This is a genomic window from Streptomyces sp. WG7, from assembly GCF_049975785.1.
Classification (GTDB): domain Bacteria; phylum Actinomycetota; class Actinomycetes; order Streptomycetales; family Streptomycetaceae; genus Streptomyces.
On the sequence record NZ_JBNGGE010000017.1, the window covers coordinates 60,315 to 77,114 of the forward strand.

The following is a 16,800-nucleotide window of genomic DNA, read 5'->3' on the forward strand; positions in this document are numbered from 1 at the left end:
AGGTCACAAGCCCAACTGCCTCGCATCCTATGCCCGCCACTCTGTGATCTGCGACACGGGGTATCGCACAAGCTTTGTGATCTCCACCACCTGACGAAGGATCATGAAGTCGGATGAGCGGTGATCTTCACACAGGAAGCGTTCACCTGATCACCAGAGGTGACATTTTCGCTCATCATCGCTGGCCAGAGGTGGCGATCAGGGTGCGTCTCAATATCAAGATGCTTCCCTTGCATGCAAATTGGCGCTGGACTGGATCACTTGATAGAGGACGCGTTCACACATCGGAGGGAGGCACCGGGTGCGATGTGGACGCGTGCACGCGTTCACGAGCACGAGCGACCCGGCCTCGCGTCACGGACGCGACCGACAGGGCAACCGTTCCGTGACGTGCGCCACATCCATGAGAGACGTCTGAGAACCGGGCTTGGCCAACTGTCCCAACAAGTGGTAAGCGCGGGGCAATTCGGGCGTAACGATCAAAGGCCGTGATCACAGGCCGGTTACGGGCCGCCCGCAATGTCCGCTAGGGCGTCAATAAGGAGCGACACGCCCGGGATTCGACTCCTGATTGAACAACTGTGTCGCAGCACACGTTTCTTGAAGGTATGGAGGAGCTCCTGATACCGGTTGTCCCTATGTCCCACACCGCTCACATACGCAGCCACCGGAAGCCCCGCCGCAGCGCGTCGACCATCGCGATGCGGGCCGGAGTTGCCGGTGGCGTCCTCAGCACCCTGGCAGTGGCCGGGGCGTCGGGTTCGGCCAACGCGGCCGAACCGGTGACGCAGACCCTTGAACTGCCCACCCTGACGGCCGACCTGGCCGCTCAGATCGCCCAGTCCGCGGACGTCACGCAGCAGGCGGCCGCGAGCTACGAGCTGCAGGCCGAGCGTGACGCGGCCGCCGCGCAGGCCGCCAAGAAGGCCGAGGCGGACCTCGCCGAGGCCAAGAAGAAGGCCGCTGCAGCGAAGCAGCAGGCCGCGGAGGCCGCGCGCAAGGCGGCCGCCGAGCGCGCCTCGCGCAGCGCCGAGCGCGCCGCTCTGAGCGCCTCGGTGGACACCGGGTCCTCCGACGGCTCGGGCAGCAGCGTCGGCAGCAGCAGCTCGTCCTCGTCCTCGTCCTCGGCCACCGGTTCGGCCGCCGCGGTCGTCTCCTTCGTGCAGTCCCAGGTCGGCGACGCCTACGTCTCCGGCGGTACCGGCCCCAACTCGTGGGACTGCTCCGGTCTGGTGCAGGCCGCCTTCAAGCAGGTCAACATCGACCTGCCGCGCGTCTCCCAGGCCCAGTCGACCGCCGGCACCCAGGTCGGACTGGACAACCTCCAGCCGGGCGACATCCTGTACTGGGGCGGTGCGGGCAGCGCGTACCACGTGGGCGTGTACGTCGGTGACGGCATGTTCGTCGGCGCGCAGAACTCGTCCACCGGTGTCGTCAAGGCGTCGCTGTCGTACGACCCGCCGAGCGGTGCGGTGCGCGTCCTGTAGTCCACGCACGCGCACCCGCGCACCCGCGCACCCGCGCACCCGCGCAAGGCGGACACATCCGCACGAAGGGCCGCAGCCACTCAAGGGGCAGCGGCCCTTCGGCCTCTCCTGGCATGCTCGGCGCGGGCCGGTTTCCCGTCGGCCCGTCCACGAGCCGAAGGAGAACGTCATGCCGAGTGTGTTCGTACAGGGCCGGCCCGCCGCCGCCTCCTACCCGCCGCTCGCGCCCGAGGCCCGGCGCGGGTCGGTGCGGCGTGTCACCGAGGTCGGCGAAGGGGTGCTGCACAGGCCGTGCCGGGACGTCACCGAGTTCGGACCCGACCTCGCCGCGCTCGTCGACGACATGTTCCGCACGATGTACGTGGCCGAGGGGGCCGGACTGGCGGCGAATCAGGTGGGCGTGGAGCTGCGTGTGTTCGTCTACGACTGCCTCGACGACGACGGTGTCCGACATGTCGGGCACATCGTCAACCCCGTGCTGGAGCCCCTCGACCCGGCCGCACGCCGGCTGCTCGACGAGGGTGAGGGGTGTCTGTCGGTGCCGGGCGCCGTCATGGCCGTACCCCGGCCCGACCGGGCCGTCGTACGGGGCCTCGACCGGGACGGCGCCCCGCTCGTCGTCGAGGGCACCGGCTACTTCGCGCGCTGCCTCGCCCACGAGACCGACCACGTGAACGGACGCGTCTATCTGGACCGTCTCTCCGGCCGGGACCGGAAGGCGGCGCTGCGGCAGTCGGCGGACCGGCGGGACGAGGTCCTCGCGCGCCGGGCCGCCAACGCCGCGGCCCTCGGCTGACCCGCCCGATCAGGCCTTCGGTGCGACCTTGCTCAGTCCGTTGATGATGCGGTCCATCGCGTCGCCGCCCGTCGGGTCCGTCAGGTTGGCGAGCATCTTGAGGGTGAACTTCATCAGGATGGGGTGGGTGAGGCCGCGCTGGGTCGCGATCTGCATGACCTTCGGGTTGCCGATGAGCTTCACGAAGGCGCGGCCCAGGTTGTAGTAGCCGCCGTAGGTGTCCTTGAGGACGCGCGGGTAGCGCTGCAGGGCGATCTCGCGCTGGGCCGGCGTGGCCCGCGCGTGTGCCTGGACGATGACGTCGGCGGCGATCTGGCCGGACTCCATGGCGTAGGCGATGCCCTCGCCGTTGAAGGGGTTCACCAGGCCGCCGGCGTCGCCGACGAGGAGGAGGCCCTTGGTGTAGTGGGGCTGGCGGTTGAAGGCCATGGGGAGGGCGGCGCCGCGGATCGGGCCGGTCATGTTGTCCGGGGTGTAGCCCCAGTCCTCCGGCATGGAGGCACACCAGGCCTTGAGGATCTCGCGCCAGTCGAGTTCCTTGAAGGAGGCGGAGGTGTTCAGGACGCCCAGGCCGACGTTCGAAGTGCCGTCGCCCATGCCGAAGATCCAGCCGTAGCCCGGCAGGAGGCGGTCCTGGGCGCCGCGGCGGTCCCAGAGTTCCAGCCAGGACTCCAGGTAGTCGTCGTCGTGGCGCGGCGAGGTGAAGTACGTACGGACCGCGACGCCCATCGGACGGTCCTCGCGGCGGTGCAGGCCCATCGCCAGGGACAGCCGCGTGGAGTTGCCGTCGGCGGCCACGACCAGCGGGGCGTGGAAGGTGACCTCGCGCTTCTCCTCCCCCAGCTTGGCGTGCACGCCGGTGATGCGGCCGGTGCGGTCGTCCACGACCGGGGCGCCGACGTTGCAGCGCTCGTACAGGCGCGCGCCGGCCTTCTGGGCCTGCCGGGCGAGCTGTTCGTCGAAGTCGTCGCGCTTGCGGACGAGTCCGTAGTCGGGGAAGGAGGCGAGATCCGGCCAGTCCAGCTGGAGGCGGGAGCCGCCGCCGATGATGCGCAGGCCCTTGTTGCGCAGCCAGCCGGCCTCCTCGGAGATGTCGATGCCCATGGCGACGAGCTGCTTCACCGCGCGCGGGGTGAGTCCGTCACCGCAGACCTTCTCCCGGGGGAAGGCGGTCTTCTCCAGCAGGAGGACGTCGAGCCCTGCCTTGGCCAGGTGGTAGGCGGTGGTGGAGCCGGCTGGCCCCGCGCCCACGACGATCACATCGGCGGTGTTGTCGGAGAGGGGCTCGGTCACGGCGGGATCTCCCCAGAGTTCGGAATCTGCGTGCCGACGGGCACTGGACATGGGCAGTCTATTCAGCGTCACCGACCACCCGGCTGAAGGGCTGCCCAGTGAAGCGACCTCTCCCCGCTGTACGGTTGCGCGTCCCCACCGACGAGGACGCCGTCGCCTGGCACCGGATCTTCGACGACCCGGACGTCATGGAGTTCCACGGCGGGAGGTCCGCGGAACTGTCCGTCTACGAGGAACTCACCGCCCGCCAGCGGCGGCACGACGCCGAGCGCGGCTTCTGCCTGTGGTCCGTCGTGGACGAGGACGGCCGGGTCATAGGCTTCACCGGCGCCCAGCCGTGGCCGCAGGACTGGGGCCCCCAGGGCGAGATCGAGATCGGCTGGCGCCTCGGGCGGGCGCACTGGGGCAAGGGCTACGTCACGGCGGCGGCCCGGCAGACGCTGGAGCGGGTTCGGGCGGCGGGTGTGGCGGAGGTGGTCGCGATGGTCGACGCCCGCAACGCGCGGTCCATCGCGGTCACGGAGCGGCTGGGCATGCGACTCGCCGAGGTCTTCACCACCCCGCTCTCGCAGCAGCGGGGGCACTGCTACCGGCTCCCTCTGCACAACGGGTCATGACGGGCGGTAATGGGTTGGCACGGTGATGCTTCCGGGCGGTGCGCGACGGAGCTGCTCCGCCGGGTACCGCTGGGGAGGGGCGATGTCCGTGCGCCCGGTGACCGAGAAATCCGACGTTCGCGTACTGCGCCCGGTCGGCCTGGTGCCCAGCCCGCCGCGAACCTCCTCAGCGCTCCTCGGACCCGCTCTCCTTGTAGCCCCGGTGCAGCGCCACCACGCCGCCCGTCAGGTTCCGGTACGCCACCTTGGTCCAGCCGGCCTTGCCCAGCCGCTGGGCGAGCGCCGGCTGGTCGGGCCAGGCGCGGATGGACTCGGCGAGGTAGACGTACGCGTCGGGGTTGGACGACACCGCGCGGGCCACCGGCGGCAGGGCGCGCATCAGGTACTCGGTGTAGACGGTGCGGAACGGCGTCCAGGTGGGGTGCGAGAACTCGCAGATGACGACCCGCCCGCCGGGCCGCGTCACCCGGTGCATCTCGCGCAGCGCGGCGTCCGTGTCCTGCACGTTGCGCAGCCCGAAGGAGATGGTGACGGCGTCGAAGGTGTCGTCCCGGAACGGCAGCCGGGTCGCGTCGCCCGCGGTGAACGGCAGCCAGGAGTGCCGCTCCTTGCCGACCTGGAGCATGCCGAGGGAGAAGTCGCAGGGGACGACGTAGGCACCGGTGCGGGCGAAGGGCAGGGAGGAGGTCGCGGTGCCGGCCGCGAGGTCCAGGATCTTCTGCGCGGGGCGGGCGTCGACGGCCCTGGCGACCTCCTTGCGCCAGGCCCGGTCCTGGCCGAGCGACAGAACGGCGTTCGTCAGGTCGTACCGTTCCGCGACGTGGTCGAACATCGAGGCGACTTCGTGCGGCTGCTTGTTCAGGGAAGCGCGGGTCACGGGCCCATTGTTGCAGCACGCGTCCCTTCCGGCGCGGACGGGCTCACGGCAGCAGGCGCGGCCTCCTGCGCGCGGCGACATCCTCCACCCACCCGAACAGGAGCACGAACGCCGCGATCAGGGCCCACCCCACCCCCAGCAGGAACCACTGGCTGTCCAGCGGCAGGTACGCCTCGAACGTTGGCACCTCCCAGAACCGGTCGATCAGCGGCACCGCCAGGACGAGGGCGAGCTCGTGCCAGAGGTAGACCGTCACCGCGCGGGCGTTGAAGACGGTCACCAGCCTGTCCGGCCACGGGAACCGGGCGAGCCCCGTGAAGCCGATACCGAGCCGCTCCTTGGCGTACATCAGCAGCGTCACGAACCCGGCCGACCAGAAGGCCTGGGCGAGCGGGATGTCGTCGAGGTCGTACGTGCCGTACTCGGCCTGGTGCGCGAACGCGTACCAGGCGCCGTAGGCGAGTGCGCCGAGCGACAGGGTGACGACCGCGGCCGGCTTCGGTCGCCGCAGCACGCCGTCGCGGTGCGCGAAGCCCAGGAGCCAGCAGAAGAGGTACGTCGCCAGGTCGAGCAGTCCGGCCCCGAAGCGGTTCTCCGGCGGCTGCCAGGCGAACCGGAGGGCCAGGACGGGGCCGAGGGACAGCAGCAGCACCGGCACGGGAGCGAGCCGGAACACGCGCAGCAACAGCGGGGAGAGCAGGACGAACCACAGGTACGTACGCAGGTACCAGAGGACCTCCCAGGCCTGTTCGCCCCAGGCGCTGCCGGGCGGATCGCCGAGCGGCACGATCCAGAAGACGAGCTGCCACCCCGGCATCCACCCGTGCACCAGCATCGCGCCCACCACGACGACGCCCCAGCACCAGAACGGTGGGAGCAGGCGGCGCAGCCGGTTCCGGATCACCGTCGGGGCCGGGCGCCCGAGTGACTTGGCCATCAGGGTGCCGGCCAGGCCGAACATGACCCCCATGGAGGGGAAGACCAGCCCGGCCCAGGGCCAGCAGAAGACGTGGTACGCGACGACCCGGACCAGGGCGAGCGCGCGCAGGGTGTCGAAGTACCGGTCGCGCGCCGGCGATACGCCCGCGCCCACCGTGGGAAGCGTGCTCCCGCGGTGTGCCTCGGGAGCACGGCGCACCGCTCCCTTCCGGTGCGCGCCCATCAGCCGGTCCCCGTTGTCTCCGTGGACCCGAGGGGCCCCGTGGTCTCCGTGGGCCCGGTGGGCCCGGTGGGTTCGGTGGGTTCGGTGGGCCCGGTGGGCCCGGTGGGCCCGGTGGGCCCGGTGGGCCCGGTGGGCCCGGTGGGCCCGGTGGGCCCGGTGGTCTCCGTGGTCTCCGCGGTCTCCGTAGACCCGGTGGTCCCCGTGGTCTCCGTAGACCCCTTGGACCCCGTGGCCCCCGCCAGCGTCCCCACCTCGCCCGTCCGCTTCAGTTTCTGCCAGCGCAGCCGGCCGCCGGTGAGGGCGGTGACGCAGGAGTGGATGAGGACGAGGTACATCATCTGCCGGTAGGCGAGCTGCTGGAGCGGCATCATCAGCAGGTACCGGTACTTCTCCCGGTCGAGCCGGAAGGCGTAGGCCGCGCAGACGAGCTGGACGCCGAGCACCGCCAGCCACGCGAGCAGTGCCGACCGGAAGTCGACGAAGACCATCGAGTAGACGGTGAACACGTCGATGAGCGGGGCGAAGACCGGCGTGACCACCTGGAAGAGCACGACCAGTGGCATGCCGACCCGCCCGAAGCGGCCCGAGGGCCCCTTGTCCGTCAGGGAGCGGCGGTGCTTCCACAGCGCCTGCATGGTGCCGTAGGACCAGCGGTAGCGCTGCGACCAGAGCTGTCCCAGCGAGCCCGGCGCCTCCGTCCAGGCCCGGGCGTGCTCCTCGTACACCACCCGCCGTCCGGCCCGGTGCAGGGCGATGGTGATGTCGGTGTCCTCGGCGAGCGTGTCGTCGCTCATGCCGCCGGCCTCCAGGACCGCCTCGCGGCGGAACGCGCCGATCGCGCCGGGGATGGTCGGCATGCAGCGCAGCAGGTCGTACATGCGCCGGTCGAGGTTGAAGCCCATCACGTACTCGATGTGCTGCCAGGCGCCGATGAGGGTGCGCCGGTTGCCGACCTTGGCGTTGCCCGCGACGGCGCCGACGCCGGGGTCGGCGAAGGGCTGCACCAGGTGCCGTACGGTGTCCGGTTCGAAGACGGTGTCGCCGTCCATCATCACGACGATGTCGTACCGGGCGTGCCGCACACCGTTGTTGAGGGCGGCGGGCTTGCCCGCGTTGGCCTGCCGGACGACGCGGACGCCCGGCAGGCCGAGGGACTCGGCGATCTCGGCCGTGCCGTCCGTCGAGCCGTCGTCCACGACGATGATCTCGATCGGGTGGGTGCTGCGGGCCAGCGACCGGAGCGTGTTGGCGATGCACTCCTTCTCGTTGTACGCCGGGACGATCACGCTCACCGGGCCGGTGACGGGCGGCCCCCAGCTGAAGCGGCGTCTGTTGCGCTGTCGGTGGTGGCGGCGGGCGAGGATCAGCATCATCCCGAAGCGGCCCATGACGGCGACGCCCACGACCATGAGTCCCACCGACAGTGCCGGCACCGTCCACTCGGCGACGGCGACGGCCGCGATGAGCGCCTTGCCCTCGTAGAGGGTCGTGCCGGTGGCCTTGTGGTGGGCGGCCTGGAGCCCGCCGGTTCCGGTGCCGGACGCCTGGGCCGGGGCCCCGGGCCCGTCGGAGGGCTGCTGCTCGGCCATGACGCCGCTGATGGTGGTGAAGGTGTAGCCCTTCGCCTTCATCTTCTCGATGTACTTCGGCAGCGCCTCGATCGTCTGCGACCGCTCGCCACCGGCGTCGTGGAAGAGGACGGAGGCACCCTCGTCGTCCTCCGGCGTGGCCCACTCGACGATGTTCGAGACGCCGGGCCGCTTCCAGTCGTCGCTGTCGGTGTCGATGAAGACGCTCGTGTAGCCGTCCTCGCCGAGCTTCTCGTAGACGGGCCAGCTGTAGTTGTCGATGGCGTCCGTCTCGGAGGAGTACGGCGCCCGGAACAGCGTCGTGGTGATGCCGGCCGCGCCCGCGAGGGCGAGCTGGGTCTGTTCGATCTCGCGCGTGACGCGGGCGTCGCTCTGGTAGGAGAGGTCGACGTGGGTGAAGGTGTGGACGCCCACCTCGTTGCCCTGCTCGACCAGGTCCCGAACGATGTCCGGGTAGCGGGAGACCATCGAGCCGACCAGGAAGAACGTGCCGGGCACGTCGTACTCCTCCAGGATCTCCAGCACCTGCGGCGTCCAGGTGGGGTTCGGTCCGTCGTCGAAGGTCAGGGCGATCGTCTTGTCCGGGACGGAGACGGTGGTGGCCTGTCCGCCGCGGAAGGTGAGGATCGGCCCGCCGTCGAGGACCTCGTCGGGTACGTCGCTCGCGCTCGCGCCGGTGCGGACCCGCTGGTCGCCGCCGACCTCCGCGCGCAGGTAGCCGTCGAGGAGCATCACGCAGGTCAGCGCGAGCAGGAGCAGCAGGGCGAGCAGGACCCGCGGGCGCTGGAGGGCGGCGGCGCGGCCGGCGGCCCGCTCGATGCGGGTGGGGGCTCGGCGGCGTCCGCGGGAGGGCGGGGAGGGGGATGTGGTCGTGGTCATGGAGGTGGGGGAGTCCGGTCAGTCGGTGGTGGCGGCGCTGGGAGCGGTGGCGCCGGAGGAAGCGGTGGGGGCGGGCGTGGAGGGGGCGGCGGAGGCTGCGTCGGAAGGGGCGGCGGCGGGGGCGGTGGAGGCGGGCGCGGAGGGGGCGCCGGACGCTGCGTCGGTGGCGCCGGAGGGCGGGGCGCCCTCGGGCGCGGAGGAGGCGCCGGAGGGCGGGGCGCCCGTGGGCATGACGCCGCCCTGTGGTCCCGCGCCACCGCCCGGCCCGGGGCCGCCACCGCCCGGTCCGGGGCCGCCGTCCTGTCCGCCTCCGAACGGCAGCAGCGAGGACGGGTTCAGCGAGGTGCCGACGCCCATGAAGGCCAGGCCCAGGACGGCCGCGTAACCGACGCAGACCGCACCGACCAGGAGGCCCAGGCGGCGCGACAGCCGCGCCCGGCGTCCGGAGTTGTCGACGAACACGGGCCCTTCCGCGGACCCGTTGCCGCGTTTGCGACGGCGTCCGCGCGCGGGCGTCTCGCCGGCGGCGGCGCGGGATTCGAAGGCAGGCTCGGAATGCATTCCCCGGACGTTAGGGACCCTTGCCTGTCGCGAACTCGGACCGCGATGTGAGATTCCGATGAAAGGCACCGCAGCCTGTCCGCGTCCTGTGAGACGAGGGGGACGCGGCCCCTTTCCTCAGGAAAGCCCCAGCAACACGTGAGAGGTTCACTCGTCCGACGACGAGAACGGGAGCGTGCTGCACATGAGGGCTTACCGGAAGGCGGCGGCCGGGTGCGCCCTGCTGCTCGCCCTCGCCCTGGCCACCGCGGGCTGCGCCGGGCAGGACGACGGCACGGGCGACGGCACGGGCGACGCGGGCGGCACGGGGGACAAGGCCACCACGGCACCGTCCGAGTCGTCCGCGCCGGTCACCGCCTACGCCCCCTACGTCAGCGCCACCACGGCCTCCGCGACCGACTCCGGCGGCTCCCCGGCGACGTACAACCTGGCGTTCGTCATCTCCTCCGGCGACGACTGCGTCCCGCGCTGGAACGGCGTCCAGGACATCGACGACGCCTCCGTCGCCTCACGCATCGCGGAACTGAAGGAGTCCGGCGCCACCGTCCGCGTCTCCTTCGGCGGCGCCTCCGGCACGGAACTGGCGGCGGCCTGCGACAGCGCCCCGGACCTGGCCGACGCGTACGGCGCGGCCCTGGACGCGGCCGGTTCCACGCGAGCCGACTTCGACATCGAGGGTGACGAGCTGACGGACGCCGGCTCCGTCGCCCTGCGCTCGGAGGCGATCGCGCTGCTCCAGGAGGAGCGGAGCGACCTGGAGGTTTCCTTCACGCTGCCGGTGATGCCCTCCGGCCTGGACGCCGACTCCCTGGCACTGCTGGCGTCCGCCAACGACCACGGCGTACGGGTCTCCACGGTCAACCTCATGACCATGAACTACGGCGAGTCGTACGACGGTGACATGGGCGACTACGCCCTCGCCTCGGCGAAGGCCGCGCACACCCAGCTGACGGAGACCTTCGGTACCTCGGACGCGGACGCCTGGCGGGGCATGGCGCTGACGTCGATGCTCGGCGTCAACGACGTCGCCGGTGAGACGTTCACGCTCGCGGACGCCGCCGAGGTCCGGGCCTTCGCACAGGAGAAGGGGATCGCCTGGGTGTCGATGTGGGCGGCGTTCCGCGACCGGCAGTGCGAGGACGGCGACGAGGACGCGGACGACGCGGCGACCGACTGCAGCGGCGTGACGCAGGAGGCGGGGGCGTTCGGGGAGGCGTTGGGGGGCTGACGGGTGGCGTTCGAGGGCTGACGGGTGGCGTTCGGGAGCTGACGAGTGGCGTTCGGGGGCTGACGGGCGCTGGTCAGCGGCGCCGGTGCACCAGGCGTCCCGCGCACACGGTGGCGACGCACGCACCGCTGTCGTCGAGTACGGCGAGGTCCGCCCGGCCGAGGCCGACGAGGGCGGTGGGACGGGACCGGGCGAGGACCACGACGTCGTTGCGCTCGGCCGCCGCCCGCAGTCCGGGCGCGTCGACGTGCTCCGCCAGGACCGCCACCGCGCCCAGCTTCAGCACGGCGTGGATCCGCTCGCGCGGCGTGGGCGCGTCCGGCAGCGGGCCCTCGTGGACCCGCCCGGGACCGAGGACACCGGGCCAGCGCCGCACCCGCGCGGCCGGGAACCGTTCCGCCAGTTCGGCGAGCGGTCCCACGGCGGCGATCCGGCCGCCCTCGACGGCGACGGCACCGTCCTCGATGTCCTCGGCCGGTGCGGAGCCCCAGGTGTACCGCACCCGGTCGGCGGCGTGAATCGTCAGCACGGTGAAGTCGGTCGCCCGTAGTCGGTCGTCGGTTCTCGGTCGGTTCTCGCTGGCCGGTCTGGCCGGTCTCGTCGGTCTGGCCGGTCTCGTCGGTCTGGTCGGTCCTCAGTTGGAGGCGAGCAGCTTCAGTTCCGGGTGGGCGGTGCCGCCCTCGATGGCCGTCGACGAGATGTGGGAGACGACGCGCTCGTCGACGGGGTCGTTCGCCGGGTCGTCGTGCACGACGAGGTGCTCGTACGTCGTGGCGCGCTGCGCCGGTACGCGTCCCGCCTTGCGGATCAGGTCGATGATCTCCAGCCGGTTGGAGCGGTGCTTGGCACCGGCCGACGACACCACGTTCTCCTCCAGCATGATCGAGCCGAGGTCGTCGGCGCCGTAGTGCAGGGAGAGCTGGCCGACCTCCTTGCCCGTCGTGAGCCAGGAGCCCTGGATGTGGGCGACGTTGTCCATGAACAGCCGGGCGATGGCGATCATCCGCAGGTACTCGAAGAGCGTGGCCTGCGTGCGGCCCTTCAGGTGGTTGTTCTCGGGCTGGTAGGTGTACGGGATGAAGGCGCGGAAGCCGCCGGTGCGGTCCTGCACGTCCCGGATCATGCGCAGGTGCTCGATGCGCTCGGCGTTGGTCTCACCGGTGCCCATGAGCATGGTGGAGGTCGACTCGACACCCAGCCGGTGCGCGATCTCCATGATCTCCAGCCAGCGCTCGCCGGACTCCTTCAGCGGGGCGATGGCCTTGCGCGGGCGCTCCGGGAGCAGTTCGGCGCCGGCGCCGGCGAAGGAGTCGAGCCCGGCCTCGTGGATCCGGGTGATGGCCTCCTCGACCGACACCTTCGAGATCCGCGCCATGTGCTCGACCTCGCTCGCCCCCAGGCTGTGGATGACGAGCTGCGGGAACTCCTTCTTGATGGCGGCGAAGTGCTTCTCGTAGTACTCGACGCCGTAGTCCGGGTGGTGGCCGCCCTGGAACATGATCTGCGTGCCGCCCAGTTCGACGGTCTCCGCGCAGCGGCGCAGGATGTCGTCGAGGTCGCGGCTCCAGCCCTTCTTGGTGTCCTTGGGGGCCGCGTAGAAGGCGCAGAACTTGCACGCCGTGACGCACACGTTCGTGTAGTTGATGTTGCGCTCGATGATGTACGTGGCGATGTGCTCGGTGCCGGCGTACCTGCGCCTGCGTACGGCGTCGGCGGCGGCGCCGAGCGCGTGCAGCGGGGCGTCGCGGTAGAGGGCGAGCGCCTCTTCGGGGGTGATCCGCCCACCGGCGGCGGCGCGGTCGAGGATGGGCTGAAGGTCGGCCTTCTCGGTCACCGGCGTCCCTTTCGCAGAGTTCGTAAGGGTTGTGGACGGACCAGGCCAGCCTACGCCAGCCCTTTTCGGCGCTGATCCTCAGGCCGCGTAGGCGCCCGCGAGGACGCCGAGGAACGCGCCCGCGATCAGGAACGGCCCGAACGGGATGGCCGTCCTGCGCCCCGCCCGCCGGGTGACGACGAGGGCGCCGCCGTAGAGCGCGCCGAGCAGGAACCCGGCGAAGGTGCCGAGCATCACCGTCGGCCAGCCGTACCAGCCGAGGACCGCACCGGCGCCCAGCGCGAGCTTGACGTCGCCGAAGCCCATGCCGGCCGGGTTGATGAGGAACAGCACGAGGTAGCCGGCGCCGAGGGCGAGGGCGCCCAGCAGGGCGGTGGTCCACTCCCCGGCGTGCTCGGGTACGAGGGCGGTGAGACCGAGGAGGACGAGCGCGGCGCCGGCGAGCGGCAGGGTGAGGGGATCGGGCAGGCGCCGTACCCGCAGGTCGACGACGGCCAGCAGCACGCCGGCCGGCGCGAGCAGCAGCCAGACGGCCAGCTCGGGCCGGGTACCGGTGGCGGCGGCGAGGGCGACGCAGACGAGAGCGGTGACGGCGGCGAGGGGGGCGGTACGGGGGCCGTACCGGGCCGGCCCGCCCGACTGCCCGTGCGCGACCGGCCCGCCCGACTGCCCGTGCGCGGCCGGCCCGCCCGTGACAGACCGGTCCGCGACCGGCCCGCCACCGCGGGGCCCGCCCGGCTGCCCATCCGCGACCGGCCCACCCGCGACCGACCCACCCGGCTCCCCGCCCGCGACCGCCTCGGCCGCGCACGGCCCGCACCGCGCCCGCCCGAGCCAGCCCCGGACGGGGTGCGCGCCGGGGCACCGCTCGCGCCACGCCTCTCCCGAGGGGGCGGAGAAGCGGTAGGCGGCCCGCGGCAGCAGCGCTCCCGTCACCGCGCCCCACACCGCGGCGACGACGATGACGATGACGTCGAGGTGATCGAGGCTCATCCGGCGGCTCGGCTCAGCCCGCTGCCGCGACGCCGTCGCGGCAGGTCGCGCAGCGACCGGTCGAGCAGGCGTACGCCCTCGAGGTCGGCGCCGACGAGCAGCAGGGCGGCGACGAGCTGCCGCGCCGGCAGCTGACTGGGCCCGGAACCCGGCACCCGCCCCGGCACCCCGACGCCGGACAGCGCGGCCAGGACGACGAAGGCGAGGAACGCCTTGACGAAGTCCCCGAACGACCGACGCCGCACCCGCACCGGCTGAGGCGTCCGGTTCCTCGGAGCCGGGGCAGCCGTCAAGCTTGCGGAGCTTGAGGTACGGCGTCGCGGCATGGCGATGTCCTGGGTCGTGGGCCGTGCCGGAGAAGACACGGGAGCGTCCGGTATGAGGGATGCGCTGAGCCTACAGAGATCCAGGACATGGAGGTCCAGGACATGGAGGTCCAGGACATGGAGGTCCAGGACATGGAGGTCCAGGAGATCCGGTCCATCAATCGCTGAACAGGTCCTCGGCCCGCTCCGCGGTCACGGCACGCCGAGCCCAGACTTCGAGCTGGTTCAGATCCGAGCAGGCAAGCACACGCTCCCGCACTGCATCGGACACCGGGATGTCCCGCCACTCCAGGATCCGCAGGGTCATCTCGGCCCGATCCTCGACGCGTCCTTCCTCACGCCCCTCCACCCGGCCTTCCTCGCGGACCTTCTCGGCCACCGGGTTGTTGAAGAAGTAGCGGATCTCCGACATCAGGTCCCTCCAGATCTCCTTGGCCCGGGAATCCGCCAGGCACGATTCGATGAGCTGTCCGAACACCGCCGCACTCTCGGCATCGACAGTCCGCAGAGCGAAAGCCAACGGCTCCAGTATGGCGGCGGCCTTGGCGCCCCGCCCATGCGTCATGGCCGACAGGACGGCGAGCGGAATGTCCCTCTCGGCCTCCCGCTCACTTGCGATCACCGGCACGTTGTCCGGGCCGATCACGAGCGGGCGCACCGTCATCGAGTGCCAGCCGGGCAGGCCCCGCCGAATCGGCTGCGCCGCCCAGCGCGCCGTCGCGCTGTTCTGTGTGATCACGACGAGCACAGGCTCCCAGCCGTACTTCGCGTACAAGTACGAGAGGTAGTAGGGCCAGCTGCCGCGCTTGCCCTCGTCCTGCTTCCCCTGCGCCTCGACGACGAGGAGGTACGTGCCTTCGTCCGTGTCGACCCGCATCAGCGTGTCCACACGCCGTTCGACGGGCTCGATCTCGGTGACGTCGGTGTTCAGGACCGCGAAGTCACGCGGTTCCGGGAACGGAACACGCAGCACGCTCTGAAACGCCCGCGTCAGCAGCGCGGGGTCCTTCTGGAAGACCCAGTGCAGCGCCTCGTGCGACGAGCTGACCATCAGCTCTCCTTCCTGTACGACGCGATCAACGCGCTACGCCGCGACGAGGTCACACCACACGTACTTGCCCCGGTTCCCGCCCCTGGCCAGCGGTTGCCACCCCCACACGTCGGCACACTCCCGCACCAGCGCGAGCCCCCGCCCCTCCTCCGCATCGGCGAGCGACGCCCACTTCCCCGGCGGCTCGGGCGGTTCCGGGTCGGCGTCCCACGCCCCCACCCGCAGCACGCCGGCCGCCCACCGCACGCGCAGGGCAGCGGGTCCCTTCGTGTGGCGTACGGCGTTGGAGACCAGCTCCGTGGCGAGCAGTTCGGCGGTGTCGACGAGGCGGATGAGTCCGTGCATGGTGAGGATGAGCCGGAGGGTGCGGCGGCAGACGGTGACGGCGCGCAGGTCGTTCGGGATGTAGAGGGTGTACTCCCAGGGGGTGGCCGGGTCGGTCGGCAGGGCTTCGGGCATGACTGATCTCCGATCAGGTAGAGGGAAGGGGGCCGGTGGCATCGCCGCACCGTCAAGGCGTGACGAAGCGGTGCACTTCCGACACCGAGGTAGGCGCAGCGTGTTCTGCGCGTCACCGACGGTAGAGCAAAAATTTTTGCCCACGCAAGCCGTTGCCTTAATCTGACCCCGTAAGCGGTACAGCCGGAGGGCGAGTTGGCAGCGGGAGGGGTCGCGTGGCGCCCAGAAGTCGACCGACGGCGCGGCAGGTGCGTCTGGGTACGGAGCTACGCAGACTGCGGGAGGCCGCCGGACTGAAAGCCCGTGAAGTGGCGGGGCTGCTCAGCTCGACTTCGGCCCAGATGAGCCAGGTCGAGGCCGGCTTCGCCGGAGTGAGCGAGGAGCGCGTGCGCAGACTGGCCGCTCACTACGCCTGCGCCGACGACACCCTGGTCGACGCCCTGGCAACGATGGCCACCGAGCGCACCCACGGCTGGTGGGAGGAGTTCCGGGGTGTCCTTCCCCCGGTCTTCCTCGATGTCGCCGAAGTGGAACACCACGCGACATTCCTGCGCGAGGTCGTGATCACGCACGTGCCCGGCCTGCTGCAGACCCCGGACTACGCTCGCGCGGTCTTCGGCTACATGGTCCCGGAACTGCCCGACAGCGAGCTGACTCCGCGTGTCGAGCACCGGCTGAGACGCCGTGCGGTCATCGAGCGTGTCCCTCCGGCCCCGTACGAGACCGTCGTTCACGAAGCCGCGCTACGCATCCGCGTAGGCGACCGCAAGGTAACTCGTACCCAACTGCAGAGGATTCTGGACGAGACGGAGAGGGAGCACGTCACGGTACGAGTCGTCCCGTTCGACACGGACCATTTCGCCGGTGCCAGCGCCGCCATGATGCATGTGGGCGGGCCGCTGCCACGCCTGGACACCGTACTTCGCGACTCCCCCAGCGGCACTGCCTTCCTCGATGCCGAATCCCAGCTCGATCGCTTCCGGGCCCTGTTCCGTAAAGTGAGGAAGGCTGCACTCGACCCCGCCCGGACGCGGGACTTCATCCATCAGCTGGCGAAGGAACTGTGAGGCTCGCGGCGTGACCGGACCTACCGACTGGCGAAAGTCCTCCTACTCCGAGGGCGGCGACGGCAACACCTGCGTCGAGATCGCCCCGCTCCCCACCCACGTCGCGATACGCGACTCGAAGGCTCCCTCCCGGGGCACGGTGACCGTCCCGGTCGAAGCCTTCACCGCACTCGTCCAGAACCTCAAGACGGCAACCCGCTGAACCTCCCCACCCCTGCGATAAGTCCCTACGCACGTTCCAGGCAGTAGGCATCGCACGTGCACGGGGGAGAACACGGCGTCGCACAGGCCGACGGACTGGCACGTACTCGACCTGGAGAAGGACCCGGCACCGGGCGACCCGCAACGCGTACGCGAACTCGCCGGCACCCTGCGCGACGGCCGTAAGGCGCGCGGCGAACTCACCACCGCACAGACCGCGCTGTCCGGAGCGCACGGCTGGGTCCGCACCGCCACCGAGAAGGTGGACTCCTACGACCCGGCCTGGAACGGCGGCAAGGACGTACCCGAGCCAGACGAGGCCGACGTGCGCCGCGGCCGAGCGGAACGTCACCTGCGACGCCGATGCGACGGGCATCGGC

General features: G+C 71.2%; 16 protein-coding genes and 1 pseudogene. 6 read left to right on the forward strand and 11 right to left on the reverse strand.

The features are described 5' to 3' along the window. The first annotated feature begins 638 nt into the window (after positions 1-638). Positions 639-1,487: a C40 family peptidase gene (locus tag ACP4J0_RS19045; protein WP_426599859.1), complete on the forward strand. Its 849-nt coding sequence runs from the start codon at positions 639-641 to the stop codon at positions 1,485-1,487. Between the two features lie 169 nt (positions 1,488-1,656). Next, positions 1,657-2,283, forward strand: a complete 627-nt coding sequence (gene def, locus ACP4J0_RS19050; protein WP_426599860.1) for a peptide deformylase — start codon at positions 1,657-1,659, stop codon at positions 2,281-2,283. A 9-nt stretch (positions 2,284-2,292) separates the two neighbouring features. Here def and ACP4J0_RS19055 read toward each other — a convergent pair whose 3' ends face one another. After that, positions 2,293-3,627, reverse strand: a complete 1,335-nt coding sequence (locus ACP4J0_RS19055; RefSeq protein ID WP_426599861.1) for a geranylgeranyl reductase family protein — start codon at positions 3,625-3,627, stop codon at positions 2,293-2,295. A gap of 47 nt (positions 3,628-3,674) precedes the next feature. On the opposite strand from ACP4J0_RS19055, the gene ACP4J0_RS19060 reads away from it, so the two are divergent. Then, positions 3,675-4,193, forward strand: a complete 519-nt coding sequence (locus ACP4J0_RS19060) for a GNAT family N-acetyltransferase (RefSeq protein ID WP_426599862.1) — start codon at positions 3,675-3,677, stop codon at positions 4,191-4,193. 166 nt (positions 4,194-4,359) lie between these two features. Here the strand turns inward: ACP4J0_RS19060 and ACP4J0_RS19065 are convergent, their stop codons facing one another. Genes ACP4J0_RS19065 through ACP4J0_RS19080 form a run of 4 tightly spaced genes read right to left on the reverse strand, consistent with a single transcriptional unit; the run spans position 4,360 to position 9,261 of the window. Continuing rightward, on the reverse strand, positions 4,360-5,070 hold the full coding sequence (locus ACP4J0_RS19065; RefSeq protein WP_426599863.1) for a demethylmenaquinone methyltransferase: 711 nt from the start codon (positions 5,068-5,070) through the stop codon (positions 4,360-4,362). A 43-nt stretch (positions 5,071-5,113) separates the two neighbouring features. Beyond that, the gene (locus ACP4J0_RS19070) at positions 5,114-6,232 is read right to left on the reverse strand and encodes an acyltransferase family protein (RefSeq protein WP_426599864.1); all 1,119 of its coding nucleotides are present in this window, start codon (positions 6,230-6,232) and stop codon (positions 5,114-5,116) included. Next, positions 6,232-8,700: a bifunctional polysaccharide deacetylase/glycosyltransferase family 2 protein gene (locus tag ACP4J0_RS19075; protein ID WP_426599865.1), complete on the reverse strand. Its 2,469-nt coding sequence runs from the start codon at positions 8,698-8,700 to the stop codon at positions 6,232-6,234. The genes ACP4J0_RS19070 and ACP4J0_RS19075 overlap by 1 nt, the downstream gene beginning before the upstream one ends. An 18-nt stretch (positions 8,701-8,718) precedes the next feature. Then, positions 8,719-9,261, reverse strand: a complete 543-nt coding sequence (locus ACP4J0_RS19080; RefSeq protein ID WP_426599866.1) for a hypothetical protein — start codon at positions 9,259-9,261, stop codon at positions 8,719-8,721. 184 nt (positions 9,262-9,445) lie between these two features. Here ACP4J0_RS19080 and ACP4J0_RS19085 point away from each other — a divergent pair, with 184 nt between their 5' ends. Further along, positions 9,446-10,489, forward strand: coding sequence for a chitinase (locus ACP4J0_RS19085; protein WP_426599867.1), 1,044 nt, complete (start codon positions 9,446-9,448; stop codon positions 10,487-10,489). 73 nt (positions 10,490-10,562) lie between these two features. On the opposite strand, the gene ACP4J0_RS19090 is transcribed toward ACP4J0_RS19085, so the two are convergent. The 6 genes and pseudogenes from ACP4J0_RS19090 to ACP4J0_RS19115 all read right to left on the reverse strand — a co-directional run bounded on the left by ACP4J0_RS19090 (position 10,563) and on the right by ACP4J0_RS19115 (position 15,152). Then, positions 10,563-11,018, reverse strand: a complete 456-nt coding sequence (locus ACP4J0_RS19090; RefSeq protein ID WP_426599868.1) for an imidazolonepropionase-like domain-containing protein — start codon at positions 11,016-11,018, stop codon at positions 10,563-10,565. Between the two features lie 105 nt (positions 11,019-11,123). After that, positions 11,124-12,323, reverse strand: coding sequence for a cyclic dehypoxanthinyl futalosine synthase (gene mqnC / locus ACP4J0_RS19095; RefSeq protein WP_426599869.1), 1,200 nt, complete (start codon positions 12,321-12,323; stop codon positions 11,124-11,126). A 78-nt stretch (positions 12,324-12,401) separates the two neighbouring features. Beyond that, positions 12,402-13,316: a prepilin peptidase gene (locus ACP4J0_RS19100; RefSeq protein WP_426599870.1), complete on the reverse strand. Its 915-nt coding sequence runs from the start codon at positions 13,314-13,316 to the stop codon at positions 12,402-12,404. 86 nt (positions 13,317-13,402) lie between these two features. Beyond that, positions 13,403-13,642: pseudogene (locus ACP4J0_RS19105) on the reverse strand (hypothetical protein); the annotation flags it as partial. 157 nt (positions 13,643-13,799) lie between these two features. Beyond that, entirely contained in the window at positions 13,800-14,693 is an 894-nt protein-coding gene (locus ACP4J0_RS19110; protein ID WP_426599871.1) for a hypothetical protein, read from the reverse strand. Positions 14,694-14,726: 33 nt separating this feature from the next. Beyond that, positions 14,727-15,152 (reverse strand): ATP-binding protein, encoded by a 426-nt coding sequence (locus ACP4J0_RS19115; protein WP_426599872.1) that lies wholly within the window; start codon positions 15,150-15,152, stop codon positions 14,727-14,729. Positions 15,153-15,367: 215 nt separating this feature from the next. Between ACP4J0_RS19115 and ACP4J0_RS19120 the strand changes: the two genes are divergently transcribed. Together ACP4J0_RS19120 and ACP4J0_RS19125 are read left to right on the forward strand one after the other, a co-directional pair. Further along, positions 15,368-16,219, forward strand: a complete 852-nt coding sequence (locus tag ACP4J0_RS19120) for a helix-turn-helix domain-containing protein (RefSeq protein WP_426599873.1) — start codon at positions 15,368-15,370, stop codon at positions 16,217-16,219. Positions 16,220-16,229: 10 nt separating this feature from the next. After that, positions 16,230-16,421 carry a DUF397 domain-containing protein gene (locus ACP4J0_RS19125; RefSeq protein ID WP_426599874.1) on the forward strand — a complete coding sequence of 64 codons (192 nt, stop codon included), beginning with the start codon at positions 16,230-16,232 and terminating at the stop codon, positions 16,419-16,421. Positions 16,422-16,800: the final 379 nt, after the last annotated feature.